This window comes from Ruegeria sp. ABF4_144 (assembly GCF_056160045.1).
Genome location: NZ_JBSWWK010000001.1, coordinates 2,736,727 through 2,752,340, shown reverse-complemented (window position 1 = coordinate 2,752,340; position 15,614 = coordinate 2,736,727). Strand labels below are relative to the sequence as shown.

General features: G+C 56.2%; 12 protein-coding genes. 10 read left to right on the top strand and 2 right to left on the bottom strand.

The window, feature by feature from the left end; translation table 11 throughout:
* Positions 1-41 precede the first annotated feature (41 nt).
* The 3 genes from xylB to ACXAGD_RS13730 are packed head-to-tail and all read left to right on the top strand — an operon-like array spanning position 42 to position 3,746.
* On the top strand, positions 42-1,499 hold the full coding sequence (gene xylB, locus ACXAGD_RS13740) for a xylulokinase (protein ID WP_475211415.1): 1,458 nt from the start codon (positions 42-44) through the stop codon (positions 1,497-1,499).
* Positions 1,500-1,507: 8 nt separating this feature from the next.
* Positions 1,508-2,455 (top strand): aldose epimerase family protein, encoded by a 948-nt coding sequence (locus ACXAGD_RS13735; protein ID WP_475211414.1) that lies wholly within the window; start codon positions 1,508-1,510, stop codon positions 2,453-2,455.
* Positions 2,445-3,746, top strand: coding sequence for a cytochrome-c peroxidase (locus ACXAGD_RS13730; RefSeq protein ID WP_475211413.1), 1,302 nt, complete (start codon positions 2,445-2,447; stop codon positions 3,744-3,746). The genes ACXAGD_RS13735 and ACXAGD_RS13730 overlap by 11 nt, the downstream gene beginning before the upstream one ends.
* Here the strand turns inward: ACXAGD_RS13730 and ACXAGD_RS13725 are convergent, their stop codons facing one another.
* Together ACXAGD_RS13725 and ACXAGD_RS13720 are read right to left on the bottom strand one after the other, a co-directional pair.
* A complete protein-coding gene (locus tag ACXAGD_RS13725) occupies positions 3,747-5,258 on the bottom strand; it encodes a CRTAC1 family protein (protein ID WP_475211412.1) in 1,512 nt (503 codons plus the stop codon).
* Positions 5,248-6,465: an ROK family protein gene (locus ACXAGD_RS13720; protein WP_475211411.1), complete on the bottom strand. Its 1,218-nt coding sequence runs from the start codon at positions 6,463-6,465 to the stop codon at positions 5,248-5,250. The genes ACXAGD_RS13725 and ACXAGD_RS13720 overlap by 11 nt, the downstream gene beginning before the upstream one ends.
* A gap of 152 nt (positions 6,466-6,617) precedes the next feature.
* On the opposite strand from ACXAGD_RS13720, the gene xylF reads away from it, so the two are divergent.
* The 7 genes from xylF to ACXAGD_RS13685 all read left to right on the top strand — a co-directional run bounded on the left by xylF (position 6,618) and on the right by ACXAGD_RS13685 (position 15,529).
* The gene (gene xylF, locus ACXAGD_RS13715) at positions 6,618-7,637 is read left to right on the top strand and encodes a D-xylose ABC transporter substrate-binding protein (RefSeq protein WP_475211409.1); all 1,020 of its coding nucleotides are present in this window, start codon (positions 6,618-6,620) and stop codon (positions 7,635-7,637) included.
* A gap of 63 nt (positions 7,638-7,700) precedes the next feature.
* Positions 7,701-8,999, top strand: a complete 1,299-nt coding sequence (locus ACXAGD_RS13710; RefSeq protein WP_475211408.1) for a sugar ABC transporter permease — start codon at positions 7,701-7,703, stop codon at positions 8,997-8,999.
* On the top strand, positions 8,999-9,802 hold the full coding sequence (locus tag ACXAGD_RS13705; RefSeq protein WP_475211407.1) for an ATP-binding cassette domain-containing protein: 804 nt from the start codon (positions 8,999-9,001) through the stop codon (positions 9,800-9,802). Before ACXAGD_RS13710 ends, ACXAGD_RS13705 begins: the two co-directional genes overlap by 1 nt.
* Positions 9,803-9,811: 9 nt before the next feature.
* Entirely contained in the window at positions 9,812-11,119 is a 1,308-nt protein-coding gene (xylA, locus tag ACXAGD_RS13700; protein WP_475211406.1) for a xylose isomerase, read from the top strand.
* A 508-nt stretch (positions 11,120-11,627) separates the two neighbouring features.
* Positions 11,628-13,175 carry a sugar ABC transporter ATP-binding protein gene (locus ACXAGD_RS13695; protein ID WP_475211405.1) on the top strand — a complete coding sequence of 516 codons (1,548 nt, stop codon included), beginning with the start codon at positions 11,628-11,630 and terminating at the stop codon, positions 13,173-13,175.
* A 28-nt stretch (positions 13,176-13,203) separates the two neighbouring features.
* A complete protein-coding gene (locus ACXAGD_RS13690) occupies positions 13,204-14,490 on the top strand; it encodes an ABC transporter permease (RefSeq protein ID WP_475211404.1) in 1,287 nt (428 codons plus the stop codon).
* Positions 14,491-14,572: 82 nt separating this feature from the next.
* Positions 14,573-15,529 (top strand): substrate-binding domain-containing protein, encoded by a 957-nt coding sequence (locus ACXAGD_RS13685; protein ID WP_475211403.1) that lies wholly within the window; start codon positions 14,573-14,575, stop codon positions 15,527-15,529.
* Positions 15,530-15,614 lie beyond the last annotated feature (85 nt).

Here is a 15,614-nt window from a genome sequence, read left to right as displayed (position 1 = left end):
TAAATTTTATCTAGTAAAATAATTCATGTGGATGGTAGCGAATGTATCTAGGGTTGGATTTGGGAACATCGGGTCTTAGGGGGATTCTGGTCGATGATGCCGGGCTTGTCTTTGGGGATGCCGAGGTGTCCATCGCGACTTCGACGCCCAACCCTGGCTGGTCCGAGCAGAACCCTTTTGACTGGATCAGCGCGTGCCATGAGGTTGCTGGGCAGCTCCGTTCGAAAAACAAGCAAGCCTTCGCAAAGTTGCGAGGGATAGGTCTAAGCGGACATATGCACGGTGCCACACTTCTGGATTACGGTGGCGACGTACTGAGGCCCTGTATTCTTTGGAACGACACTCGGTCAGCCGATGAGGCAAAGATACTGGACCAGACGCCGGACATGCGGGCCATATCAGGAAACATAGTGTTCCCTGGGTTCACGGCGCCAAAGCTCGAATGGGTGCGAACACATGAGCCGGACGTGTTCTCAAAAGTATCCAAAGTGCTGCTGCCGAAGGACTACTTGCGGTTTTGGCTGACTGGTGAGTATGTGTCAGACATGTCGGACAGCGCGGGCACATCCTGGTTGGATGTCGATGCGCGGCAGTGGTCGGAAACGGCGCTTGCCGCGGGTCACATGCGTGTCGAGCAGATGCCGCGGCTAGTCGAGGGGAGTGACCCGGCCGGGGAATTGAAGCCCCGTTTAAGGCAGGAGTGGGGGATTTCGAATACAGTTGTCGTGGCAGGCGGCGCCGGTGACAATGCGGCCGCAGCCTGCGGGATCGGCAGCATCAATGAAGGCGCCGGGTTTGTCTCGCTGGGAACGTCCGGCGTGTTGCTCGTGGCAAGGGAAAGCTATGCTCCGGCTCCGGAAACTGCCGTGCACTGCTTTTGCCACGCAGTGCCCGATAGGTGGATACAGATGGGCGTCATGCTTTCAGCAACGAACAGCATGAACTGGCTTTCGCGCAATCTGGGTCAACCCGTTGCGCAACTGGCCGCCGCCATGCCCTCAGAAATACAGCGGCCATCGTCGATTACGTTTCTACCGTACCTGTCGGGCGAACGGACGCCGCATAATGACAGCCAGATCCGGGGCGCCTTTTTGGGTGTTGATGTCTCATCCGAACCCACTGACCTGACCCAGTCCGTCATGGAGGGCGTCTCTTATGGAATGAGAGATTGTCTGGAGGCCCTAAAGAGCACCGGAACACAACCGAATAGCCTTTTGGCCGTTGGCGGAGGCGCGCGATCGCGGTTCTGGCTGGAAACTCTGGCCACCGTTTTGCAAGTTCCGCTGGACGTGCCAAAAGGTAGTGAGTACGGCGCAGCCATGGGGGCTGCGCGCCTCGCCATATGTGCTGCAGATAACGCGGAGCCAGCTCAGATCATGACACCGCCGGACATCAAGGAAAGCATCGAACCGCGCAGTGATCTCCGTGATGCCTTTGAAAACGAATACGAGCGATACAGAGAATTCTATAAGGCGCTAGCGCCGCTGGCGGTAAGATGAAGCCGGAAATGGACAAACCATCTGAGATTCAAACAGCTCTTCTTACCGATGGGGATATGCGCCTGTCGGTTCTGAACTACGGAGCCATAACGCAGGGTTGGTGGTACAAGGATGTGCCGCTCATTCTTGGGCTCAACGACCCAACTGCGTATCTCACCGATACGCGTTATTTGGGCGCAATTGTCGGGCGGGTTGCGAACCGGGTAGGCGGTGCAAAGTTTGAGTTGGAAGGCGCGAGTTTTGATTTGAGCGTCAACGAGGGCGAAAACACCCTGCATGGCGGGAACGATGGGCTGTCAAAGCAATTCTGGGACCTCGAACAGGTTGCTCAGAACCAGGTCTTGCTAAGCTATGTGTCCCGCGACGGCGAATCCGGTTTTCCCGGTGAGATCAGGTTTGACGTCAGGATTTACCTGCAGTTTCCGCGCTTAATCTACTCCATAATTGCGCAGCCTGACCGGCCAACGCCAATAAGCATTGCGCAACATAACTACTACACTTTGGGTGGCTCAGAAGGCGTTGACGCGCACATGCTTAAACTTGCGTCGGATCGGTATCTGGAAATCGACGATCAAGGGATTCCGTCTGGCCAGATATGCACGACCAAGGAGAGCGATTTGGACTTTTTGGTATCCAAACCTATCGCAAGCGCTTCAAGGGGGATCGATCACTATTTCTGCTTTGATCACGATCGCGACCCGAAAGCGCCGATTGCGGAATTCACGTCGCCCTCTGGTCATGGCTTAACAGTCTATTCAGACCAGCCCGGAGCACAGATCTATTCTGGCTATGAGATGCCCGACCCGCTTCGTGGTTCGCGCGGTCTGTGCATTGAGCCATCGGGTTACCCCAATGCGCCTAACGTCTCGTCGTTTCCGTCAATGATCTTTACGCCCGAGAACCCCTATCGGCAGGAGCTTGTTTTGGAGCTGTCTGGAGGTCGGCATGAGGGCTAGTTCAGTGTTTTTTGCTGTTGGCTTGACGATCGCGGGTGTTGGTACCGCACAGGCACAAACGTTGGGTCCCGCGCCCGAGTTTGTCGAGCCTGACTTTGCAAATGCTGAACTGGGACAGTTGCTGTTTTACGACCCAGTCTTGTCTGGCAACACAAACATCAGCTGCGCGACCTGTCACCATCCCAGGCTTGGCACGTCGGACGGGCTTTCCCTTGGTATCGGGGAGGGCGGGGTTGGTCTGGGGACCGAGCGCACGCTGGATCCCGAGAACACCCCAGAGCAACGTATCCCTCGAAACTCACCCGGGCTTTGGAACCTCGGCGCCACCGAGTTCACGACGTTTTTCCATGACGGGCGGTTGGAGGCGGATCCATCGCAACCTGACGGGATCAGGACTCCGCTGGGGACTCATATGAGGTCCGGCTTCAAGTCGGCGCTGGCGGCACAAGCCATGTTCCCGGTTTTGTCGCCGGACGAAATGGCAGGGCACTATTCCGAAAATGACGTAAGCAAAGCGGTCCGCCTTGGGTTTTTGACTCAGGAAGGCGGTGCATGGGACTTGATCGCAGCACGTGTTGCCGCCATTCCGGAATACGAGCAGCGGTTTAACGAAATCGCCCCGGATGAAGAGATCACCTTTACGGCAATTGCCAATGTGATCGCGGATTTTATCGCCTTTGAGTGGCGCGCGGATAACAGCCCGTTTGATCAGGCTATGCGCGGTGAGGCCGGGCTGCCGGAAGAGGCGGCGATTGGCATGGATTTGTTCTATGGCAAGGCCGGGTGCAGCAGCTGCCATTCGGGCTGGTTTCAGACGGATCACAAGTTTCATTCCATCGCACTGCCTCAGATCGGTCCGGGAAAGGCAGCACGGTTCGAGAACCATGTCAGGGATGACGGACGCCTTCGTGTAACAGGTGACCCCGAGGATGCGTTTGCTTTCCGCACGCCGACTTTGCGCAACGTGACACTGACCGCGCCGTACGGGCACAACGGAGCCTACGCACAACTTAAAGACATGGTGCGCCACCATCTGGACCCGGTGGCGTCTTTACGAAATTACTCGATAGAACTGGGCGCATTGCCAGCATTCCCTGGTTCCGAAGATCAACGGGCTATGCTGGACCCTCAGCACGTCGATGCGATTGCCCAACGCAACAGCTTGCCGAAGGTTAAGCTGACGGCTGAGGAGATTGATGCTCTCCTCAGCTTTCTCAAAAGTCTCGAAGACCCTGCTGTGCGGCTGGGTGTGCCTGATCAGGTTCCCAGCGGGTTGCCGGTGGACCAATAATCAGCGTTGAATGCGTATGATTTGATTGGGAAGATATTCCCGCCATGCACTTGTCTCGCCATCCGGCCAGATCACGCGCACTTGCGCATGGCCCTCATCCCCAAGACCAAAATGATGAAACCCGGCGATGCCGCTGGCGTGTCCTCCACCTATCGTTAGTTCGCGGGTTTGAACACCTTGCGAGGTTTTGACTTCAACAAACCCACCGATAGCTGCACGGTTAGCTTGGTCCTGAGCGACATCCAGCAATAACCAGTTGCCGCCCTGCGACATGTTCTGGCTGACTTCGATCTCTGAGCCACGGTTGACGACCACCAGATCCAGCCAGCCGTCATTGTTCAAATCCGCAAGCGCCGCACCGCGAGACTTGGCCATCGACGCAACACCGGCATTTGCCGCAGCTTCAATGAACTGACTGTCGGCGCTCTGTAAAAGCAAATTGTTGGGGTCGTTCAGGGCGGCATCGGGCATTTGCTCGACATTGCCCTTGGACACGAAAATGTCGTCTCGACCGTCGTTGTTAACGTCGCCAAATTGGGCGTGCCATCCGGTCGACGGTCTTCCGTCGCCACCGATGTGAGGCCTGTGAGCCGTCGTACCCTTTTCGTAAGTCGCATCGCGCCAGGTCGGGCCGTTCGCCTTTGGGTCAAAAACCTGCAGTTTCTGGTCGCCCATCGAAGTCAGGTAGACTTCGGGAAAGCCATCCCCTGTAAGGTCACGCGAGGCAATCCCCATGCCCCAGATCGAAAAACGCAGCCAGCCTTCGTCCTCCGCGTATTGCCGCGGCTCGGATTCCATCGCCCACAACTGCTCTTGCCCGCCGCGCACATAGTAGTGCCGGTCGTTGCTAACCCGAAGATCAGCCCGACCGGTTCGGGCCCAATCCGAAAACAAAACCGATAGCGAGCAATAGCCGGGCTCAAGGTGCTGCGGCTTAGGGTAGGTGTCGCCGTTGGATCGATAGAGAAGGGTAGGTCCGCAAGATTCGAAAGGGCCCTCGGGATCGAACCGATCTACATAGGTGCCAAACACCAAGGTCGGTAAAGTTTGCCCTTCTTCCCACGTCGCGGAAAAACCCGTGGTCCAGTGATCGTCTGATTGAAATCCGAGTTCATTGAACGGGCTGAACTGACAATCGGGATGGCCGCGAAAGAGCAGGTCCGGGCCGACACGCAGAACCGCCAGATCCATTGTGCCATCGCTATCAACATCAATTGGATACGCGCCGGTGACACCGCTCAGCGACAGGGTTTCAGGCGTTTCGGCTCGAAAAGAAATCTCATCCCCCGAGGTGTTTATGAGCAGTTGAGATTGCTCGGCCCCACCCGCCAGAAAGAGCTCGGGCAGGGCGTCGCCATTGCAATCGAAAACGGCCACACCACCGCCGACAAAATGTTCCCAGTCTCCATCATAGACATGTCTTGGTACGTCCACCTTTGCAAACTTGGGGAGTTCTGTCTCGGCGTTTGCGACAGTTGCAAAAGCCACAAAGACCGCAAGTTCAGGACGCATGCGCCGTCAGCTCCTTAACCTTGAGGATGGATATCTGTTCGATCCCATATGCGGCGGCGCCTTTGGCCCACATCATGTCGCCCCAATGATGAATCTTGATTTCGGGCAATGGCGCGTCGACCTTCACGACCCCGTTTCGAATACGAGTCATGACCTCATCGGAGCACAGGTGTTCGAAACTCATCTGCGCACCCGAGACGATAATACACTCGGGGTCGTAGAGGTTGATCAGGTTGGATATCCCAAGGCCAAACATCTGGCCCGCGCGTGCAAGTACCGACGACGCTCGGTCATCGCCTGCATTGGCGCAGTCATGTATGTCGGAAACGGTTTTCATCTTGTTGGTCTGACCGGTGACCGTCATCTCGCGGATCAGGGCATAATCACCCACATAAGCCTCAAGACACCCACGTTGACCGCACTGGCACAAGGCGCCGTCCAGGTGGACCTTCGTATGCCCGAACTCAGCGCCGCAACCTCTTTCCCCACGGTACAGTTTGCCGCCCAGAACAATACCCATACCAACCCCATGTTCGATTGTAACAACGAGGAAATTTTTTAACCCCTTACCCAGCCCAAAGAGTTGTTCGGCTTTGGCAACAAGGTTGGCGTCGTTGTCAACGAAAGCGGGGCAAGGCAGTTCACTGGACAGCAAGTGACCGAAATCAATGTTTCTTTCCGTAATCGACGAGGACCAGTGGACGAAATTCCTGTTGGCATCGACCAGCCCCGCCACCCCAATCGACACACCCGCCAAGTGCGTGATTGACCGACTGATCTTGTGACAGGTTTCATCAAGTGCTTTGCGGATCGTCAGGACAAAGTCCTGCGGGCTCATTCTGGCGTTTTCCAGCGGGAGTTTATGCGACGTGACTTCGTTGCCTTCGAAGTCGACCAGAATGACTGAGATCACCTGCCGGGCGACTTTAAGACCAGCCACCAGATGAGTCTGGCCGTCTAGCTGCAGCAAGACCCTGGGCCTGCCCCTCTTGCCGGACTTGGACTGCGCGGTGCTTTCTGTTTCCTTGATCAACCCGGCCGAGATGAGATCAGCCGTCGCGGCTGTGACGGTCGCAGGGCTGGTTTGCAGGGCCGAGGCGATATCGATCCGCGAGACGGATCCCCTGGCTCTTATGTGCTCCAAAACCCGCAGGCGGGTCGCATTTCTTTGTTCCAAAGAAATTGGAGAGGCTTTGCTTTTCAGCATCTTGTCCTCGCGAATCCTTGCTGTTGGGTCAATCTATTTGAAATTGGGCGCATCTTGTAGGCTAAATATTTTACCGACTGAAATAAATGTGGTATTCAGAGCTGTGAGAGCCGCGAATCGAAATACGATGGCTCGGCAAATGGGAGGAAATCATGAAAAGAATTCTCAGCTTTTCGGCTGTGGCCACATTGCTGGCTTCGACCGCATTCGCAGAGCCCGTGGTCGGCGTGAGCTGGTCGAACTTTCAGGAAGAGCGTTGGAAGACGGACGAGGCGGCCATCAAGTCGGCGCTGGAAGCCGGTGGTGCCGAATATATTTCGGCAGACGCGCAATCGTCTTCAGCCAAGCAGTTGTCGGACATTGAAAGCCTGATCGCGCAGGGCGTTGATGCTCTGATTATTTTGGCGCAGGACGCGCAGGCCATTGGACCGGCGGTTCAGGCGGCAGCGGACGAAGGCATTCCGGTCATCGCCTATGACCGTCTGATCGAAGATAACCGTGCGTTTTATCTGACGTTCGACAACGTGGAAGTTGGCAGAATGCAGGCCCGGGCTGTTTTTGAGGCGATGCCCAAGGGTAACTACGTGATGATCAAAGGCTCTCCTACTGATCCGAACGCAGATTTCCTGCGCGGGGGTCAGCAAGAAATCATCGGCGCAGCTGTAGACAGCGGTGACATCGTCATCGTCGGTGAGGCCTATACGGACGGCTGGCTGCCTGCGAATGCGCAGCGCAACATGGAGCAGATCCTGACTGCTAACGAGAACAACGTGGATGCGGTTGTTGCCTCGAATGACGGCACGGCAGGCGGCGTTGTCGCAGCGCTGACCGCGCAAGGCATGGAAGGCATTCCGGTGTCAGGTCAGGACGGTGATCACGCAGCCCTGAACCGTGTTGCGCTGGGGACTCAGACCGTTTCGGTTTGGAAAGACGCGCGTGAGCTTGGCAAAGCCGCTGGTGAAATCGCTGTCGCATTGAGCGGTGGGACAAGCCCCGCGGATGTCGAGGGCGCGGTCAGTTGGACATCGCCCGGCAGAACCGAGATGAACTCGGTCTTCCTTGCGCCCGTGCCGATCACCAAGGACAATCTGTCCGTTGTTGTGGATGCCGGATGGATCCCGTTGGAGGATTTGTGCCAGGGCGTTGAAAACGGACCTGCCCCTTGTAACTAAACCACTCAGCCCTGGGCCTTTAAGTATGGGCCTGGGGCAAATGCTGAATATGAAAGATCGGAAATGACCGAAACTTCGTCTCAGCCGATACCTGAAAAAGCGAAGCCCAGCCTGTTCCAGCAATTGGAACTGGATATGCGGCTTTTGGGAATGATCGGCGCGTTTGTCATCCTGTGCATCGGTTTCAATATCGTTACAGACGGGCGGTTTTTGACCCCTCGCAACCTGTTCAACCTGTCTATCCAGACGGTCTCGGTCGCAATTATGGCCTGCGGGATGGTGTTCATCATCGTCACGCGGCACATCGACCTGTCAGTTGGGGCACTGCTGGCAACAACCTCAGCCGTGATGGCGATGACGCAGACCGAGCTATTGCCGCAAGTGCTTGGGTTGGGTTTGAACAATCCGGCAACCTGGGCGATTACCATTGTCGTCGGGCTGTTTGTCGGCACGCTGATCGGAGCATTTCATGGCTGGATGGTCGGATACCTGACGATACCAGCCTTCATCGTAACACTTGGCGGCTTTCTGGTTTGGCGAAACGTGGCGTGGTATTTGACCAGCGGTCAAACCATCGGTCCGTTGGATAGTACGTTCCTGATGTTTGGTGGGACCAACGGAACATTGGGAACAACGACAAGCTGGCTTTTCGGCCTGTTTGCCACCGCAATCGCCATCTGGGCCTTGTGGAGCAGTCGTCGCGCGAAAGCGGCACATGGATTTCCAGTCAAACCTGTCTGGGCCGAAGCCACGCTGGCCGGGATAATCGCAGTCGCCATCCTAGGCTACGTCTACATCGTGAATAGCTACGCCATACCGACACGCCGGTTGCAACGCATGTTCGAAGCGCGCGGAGAGACGATGCCTGAAGGGCTGGTTGTAGGATACGGCATACCGATTTCTGTCCTGATCCTGATCATCGTGGCGGTTACCCTGACGGTTGTGGCGCGTAAAACCCGATTTGGACGCTACATCTTTGCCACCGGTGGAAACCCGGATGCGGCAGAGCTTTCAGGTATCAACACTCGGCTGCTGACCGTAAAGATTTTTGCTTTGATGGGTTTCTTGTGCGCTGTGTCCGCGGTGGTTGCGTCGGCCCGACTGGCAAACCACTCGAACGATATTGGTACGCTGGATGAGCTTCGGGTCATCGCCGCCGCAGTTATCGGAGGCACGGCTTTGTCTGGGGGTATCGGCACCATTTATGGCGCAATCCTTGGCGCCTTAATTATGCAGGCGCTTCAATCCGGGATGGCAATGGTTGGCGTCGACGCGCCGTTCCAGAACATCGTCGTCGGCAGCGTTCTTGTGCTGGCCGTCTACATCGACATCGTCTACCGCAAGCGACTGGGGGCAAAGTGATGCAAGCTCAGGATACGCAGAAATCCCCCTCTAACTCAGGTCGCGGCTCTGGCGCAGCGCCCTTGGTCGAGATGCGCGATATTTCGATATCGTTTGGTGGGATCAAGGCCGTCGACCACGTGTCTGTCGACCTCTATCCGGGTGAAGTGGTTGGCCTGCTTGGCCACAACGGGGCCGGGAAGTCCACGTTAATCAAGGTGCTGTCCGGCGCCTATCAGATGGACCACGGCGAGATCCTGATCGATGGCAAGCCGGTTGAGATCGGAAACCCCCGTGACGCGCGGGCAAACAATATCGAGACCATCTACCAGACGCTTGCGTTGGCCGATAACCTGGATGCAACGTCGAACCTGTTCCTAGGGCGTGAGATGACGACGCCATTTGGTTTGGTCAATGACGCCGCGATGGAGGCCGAATGCCGAAAGATCATGGCGCAGCTCAACCCGAACTTTCAGAAGTTCAATGACCCGGTTTCCGCTCTGTCGGGAGGGCAAAGGCAGTCTGTTGCAATCGCGCGCGCGGTTTATTTCAACGCACGCATACTGATCATGGACGAGCCTACAGCGGCGCTGGGCCCGCATGAAACGCAGATGGTTGCGGACCTGATCCACCAGCTAAAGGCACAGGGCATCGGGATATTCCTGATCGACCACGACGTGCATGCGGTCATGGAGTTGTGTGATCGCGCCTCGGTCATGAAAAATGGAAAACTGGTTGGGACAGTCGATATCGCGGACGTCACCGACGATGATCTTTTGTCGATGATCATTCTTGGCAAGCAGCCAGCACAAAAAGCGGAATAGGGGGCAGATATGCCAAGCGGATTTTTTGAAGGGATCGAGCGGGTCCAATTTGAAGGTGTGGACAGCAAGAACCCGTTGGCCTTCCGTCACTACAACCCGGATGAGATCGTCTTGGGCAAACGTATGGAGGACCATCTGCGCTTTGCAGTAGCCTGGTGGCACTCCTTCGCGTGGGAAGGTGGGGATCCGTTTGGAGGACCCACGTTTGAACGTCCGTGGCACCCGCAGGACAACATGGATCGTGCCCGTCTGAAAGCGGATATTGCCTTCGAATTGTTCGAGGTTTTGGGCCAGCCCTTCTTTTGCTGGCACGACGCGGACATCCGGCCCGAGCAGGGCAATTTCGCCGACAACCTGAGAACGCTTGAAGAAATCACTGACTATATCGGTGAAAAGATGCAGGCGAGCGGTACCAAGCTGTTGTGGGGTACGGCCAATATGTTCAGCCACAGGCGCTGGATGTCTGGCGCCAGCACCAACCCTGACCCTGATGTTTTTGCCTTCGCTGCAGCAACGGTAAAGTCGTGCATGGATGCGACGCACAAGTTGGGCGGCGAAAACTACGTTTTGTGGGGCGGGCGCGAAGGCTATGAGACCCTGCTGAACACGGATTTGAAAACCGAACTGGACCACATGGGCCGGTTTTTGAACATGGTCGTGGAATACAAGCACAAGATCGGGTTTAAGGGCACCATTTTGGTCGAACCCAAACCTCAGGAGCCGTCCAAGCACCAATACGACTATGACGCTGCGACATGCATCGGGTTTCTTCGGAAATACGGGTTGGAGGATGAGGTGAAATTGAACCTCGAACAGGGGCACGCGATCCTTGCCGGGCATAGTTTCGAGCATGAAATAGCAGTTGCCGCTGCAGAGGGAATGCTGGGGTCGATTGATATGAACCGAAACGACTACCAGTCTGGTTGGGACACCGATCAATTCCCGAACAACACACCAGAGGTTGCTCTGGCCTACTACTACATCCTGAAGTCGGGTGGCTTTACAACCGGAGGCACGAATTTCGACGCCAAGTTGCGCCGCCAATCGCTGGACGCCGCAGATCTGGTGGCGGCACATGTCGGAGGGATGGACATTTGTGCACGTGGCCTGAAGGCTGCGGCCGCAATGATTGAAGATGGTGGATTGGAAGACGCGCTTTCGAAACGATACTCTGGCTGGAATACTCCTGAAGCGGCGGCTTTGCTGGGCAGCAGTCTGGAAGAAATCTCTGCCCGCGTTCTAAACGAAGGTATAAATCCAGCGCCGAAATCCGGGCGCCAGGAGATACTGGAGAACTATGTGAACAGGTTTGTGTAACGATCAAACCCGGGTGTTTTCGCAGCCGCTAAAGCGCGCATAAAAAGACCCATTGTGCTGAGAACATCGGTGGGGGTTTTCGCGCCCAATTAACCGATCAGGAAACACGCTGCATTCTGATCGATCGGACGTTGTTTGCGTTGGGTCAGAACGGTACGGCGGAATTTCCTTGCGGCTGGTGTTTTGCCTGTTGGTTGAGGCAACGGACAGTGAACCTCAGCAATCTCGTGTTGAACGCCGCACGAATCTGACCCACGCGTCACACTCGGTCCAGAGCGCGGGCCTTGGGGCGTTTTCTGCTAAATCTATACATAATCAGAATGTTAAACGGTTCCTGGATTCCCTGTCCGCCTCTCTTCTACCGAATTGAATGCATGCGTCGGGCATCGGTGCAGCCAGAGTGATCTCTTCGGGCTGAAAATACTTCTTGACGCTTTATTGGTGCGCATGGTTTCGTATATGAAACGATTTTACAAGAATCGTATGAACGGCGAAGGGAGGCGCTGTGATGACAACAGAATCCGCATTGCGTGCGCGACAAGGAAACGAAAGCCAGATCACAGTGTCCCTTTCTGGAATTGGGATGTCGTTCTCTGGCGTTTCCGTTCTGCGGGATATCGATTTGGTATTCGACGGCGGTGAAATTCACACGCTTATGGGTGAGAATGGAGCCGGGAAGAGCACGCTGGTCAAAATTATTTCGGGTGTGCAGAAACCGACATATGGAAAGTTCCACATCGATGGGGAAACCATCGAATTCGATGCTCCGGGGGATGCTGAAAAACACGGCATCGTCATCATGCATCAGGAGCTTAGCCTGATCCCGGAAATGACGGTGGCCGAGAATGTAATGCTTGGGCATGAACCCCGAAAGTTCGGCACGTTCATTGACCGCAAGGCGCTGCGCGAAAAAGCCAGGAAGGCGCTGGCACGGTTCGGGTTCACGCTGGATATCGACACCCCGGTAAAGGATCTGCGTGTAGGCGAGCAACAACTGGTTGAGATCGCCCGTGCCCTGCTCATGAATGCGCGGCTGCTCATCATGGACGAACCTACCTCGGCCCTCTCGCAGGCTGAGGCGGATATTCTGATGGAAGTTGTGCGCGATCTGGCCCTGCAGGGCGTCGCCGTGATCTACATCTCGCACCGCATGGACGAAGTTTTTGAGATTTCGGACCGGGTTACAGTTCTGCGCGACGGCGATCTGATCGGAACGCGGCTGGCCTCTGAGACGACGTCGGCCGAATTGATCCGCATGATGGTTGGCCGCATAGTTGAGATCAACCCGGTTGAACGCCTGGTGCCAGCAACCGATGAGACTGTATTGCAGGTCGCAAACCTGTCGGCCTGGGACGGCAAGCACAAGGTTCTGGATGACGTTTCATTCGATCTGAAACGGGGCGAGGTTCTGGGCATCGGTGGTCTGCTGGGCGCTGGGCGCACTGAGTTGCTGGAAACACTCTTCGGCGCGCGCGGGAGCAGCTATCAGGGTGAAATATCGCTGGAAGGCAGGCAGCTGCGGCCTGTAAAACCTCAGGACGGTGTGCGTAACGGGCTGGCTTTGATCACCGAGGATCGCAAAGGCAATGGGCTGATCCTCGATCGCTCGATTTCGTCGAATGTGGCGTTGCCGTTGATGCCTTTGCAATCACGTTTTGGGCGGTTTTCCGAAGCTGAACAGCGCAAGCAGGCGCTCAAGGCGATCGAAACACTCAAAGTTGCCGCAACAGGGCCCGAGCATCCGGTCGGAAAACTGAGCGGTGGCAATCAGCAAAAGGTTGTTTTGGGCAAGTGGCTGGCGACGCAGCCGCGGGTCCTGCTGCTGGATGAGCCCACCCGAGGCATCGATATCGGTGCCAAAGACGAGATTTACGATCTGGTCGGACGTTTGGCTGATCAAGGCATCTCGGTCCTGTTCGCCAGTTCGGAACTTCCCGAATTTATGGCTGTTTGCGACCGAGTGATTGTCCTGTGTGAAGGGCGACTGGCCGGAGAGCTCTCTCGCGAAGAGATGAGCGTGGACGCAATCAAGGCCTTGGCGATGCAGTTCCGCTGAACGCGCCAGCCCTAGAAAGAGAAAAGACATGACCGTTATGGAACCCAACAGCCCAACCGCCAAACCAGAACAGCAAAGCCGCGCGGTTTTCATGCGCCTGTTGAACAACACCAAGCTCTATTGGGGCCTGTTTGCCCTAATCCTGTTTGGAGCATTGACGTCGCCTGTCTCGTCCAAAGGCAACAATATCTTTCTGTCGCTTGGAAACCTGACGGACATTCTGCGCCAGGTTTCGGTCACGGGGATTGTTGCCGTCGGCATGACGATGGTGATTTTCATTGCCGGTATCGATTTGTCCGTGGGATCGGTCATGGCGTTGGGAACGGTGATTTGCGCCATGTTGCTGACGCAGGAAGGCTGGACAGCTGCCAGCTATTTTGGGGTGCCTGCAACTGGTCTCGTGTTGTTCGTGGCCATTGGTGCGCTGATCTATTTCGTCCAAAACAACCTCAACCGTGAGGCGGAAACAGCGGGCACAACCAGTGCACCCTCGCGGATGCTCAGCCGCGTTGTTGCAGCCGCGATAGCGATTGGAGTGATGATCTGGCTGGCTGGTCAGGTTATGCCCAAATTCGGCGTGTTGGCCGTACTGATTGTGGTTCCTTGCATCGGCGCCGTGATGGGTACGGTGAACGGGGCGCTAATCGTCTATGGCCGCCTGCAACCCTTTATCGTGACGCTGGCGATGATGGTCGGAGCATTGGGGCTCGCGCGCGTGATCGCCGGACAGGATACGGCTGTTTACCCGGTTTATACCGGCAGCAATGCGACCGAGAATTTCGAAGTTTTGCGCGAACTTCTATGGGGTGTTCTGCCAGTGCCGGGGCTGTTCTTCCTGGCCGTGCTGGCGATCTTTTTCCTGATTACCCGTTTTACCACCTTCGGCAGCTACCTGATGGCCATAGGTGGCAACGAAGAGGCCGCGCGGTTGGCCGGTATCAATGTTGGCCGCAACAAAATCATCACGTACGCGCTGGCGGGGGGGTTGTCGGCGCTGGCCGGCGTTCTTTACGTGGCGCAGTTCCGTCAGGGCAAACCGGATGCCGGGCTGGGGCTGGAGCTTGATGCCATCGCAGCCGTGGTGATCGGCGGCACCAGCCTGATGGGTGGCCGTGGTGCGATCATGGGCACCTTCGTCGGCGTGCTCATCTTCGGATTTCTCAGCAACATCCTGCAACTCAACAACATCGACAGCAACACACAGTTGGTGCTGAAGGGAATCATCATCGTGGTCGCCGTCCTGCTTCAGGAAGGGCGATTTGAAGAAATCTTTGTCATGGCGAAGGAGCGCCTGGGCAGAGGGAGGAGGCTCTGACCACAGATCTTGGCGGACCAGGGTCAGAGCAATCAGAACGCGGGAATTCGAAAAACCCCGCATCATGACTAAGGAGTAAACTATGAAAAGAAGAACTTTTGGCAAGGGCCTGATGGCTGCTACCGCGCTCGCGACCTCGTTTTCGGCATCCATGGTACTGGCGGCTGACAATTATGTGATCGGTTTTTCTCAGGTAACGACGGTCGAGCCTTGGCGTGTTCAGTTCAACAAAGACCTGCGGGCCGAAGCGGACCTGCACGAAAATGTTGAACTAATCATCGCAGACGCCAACGACCGCACCGAAAAGCAGGTAGCGGATGTCGAGAACTTCATCCGTCAGGAAGTTGATGCGATCCTGATCTCGCCTAAGGAATCCGCCGGTTTGACCGGCGTGGTTGAACAGGCGACGGATGCGGGCATCCCGGTATTTGTCCTGGACCGCAATGTGGATACGGATAAATTCGTTCAATGGGTCGGCGGCGACAATGAACTGATCGGCCGCGAGGCAGGTAAGTTCGCGCTCGCTCAGCTGGGCGGTGCCGGCGCTGCCAACGGCACAATCGTTGAAATCTGGGGCGGTCTGGGTACGCAAGCCGCGCATGACCGCGCAAACGGTTTCCATGAAGCCTTTGATGGTGAAGACGGCGTAACGTTCCTGCTGGATCAGCAGTCGGGCGACTGGAAGCAGGATCAAGCCTACGACATCATGTCCACAGCTCTCAGGAACTATGAAGACATCACCATGGTTTACGGTCACAACGACCCGATGGCCTATGGGGCGTATCTGGCCGCCAAGGACGCTGGCCGGGCGGATGACATCATTTTCATTGGTGTAGACGCACTTCCAGGCGAAGGTGTGACTTGGGTCGCCAATGGTGAATTGTCGGCAACCTTCCTGTACCCGACCCCAGGTGCCGAAGGTTTGCGCCAGGCACTCAAACATCTGAAAGGTGAAGAAGTTCCAAAGTCGGTTGTCATGGGCACCGAAGCAATCACCGTCGACAACGCTGGTGAAATCCTGAAAAAGAACGGCCTGTAATGGTCGCTCAGGCTGGCTACCTTTCTCCTCCATGTCGGATGGCCGGCCGGACACGCGGGGGCTTGCGCCCCTGCTGTCTTTTCTG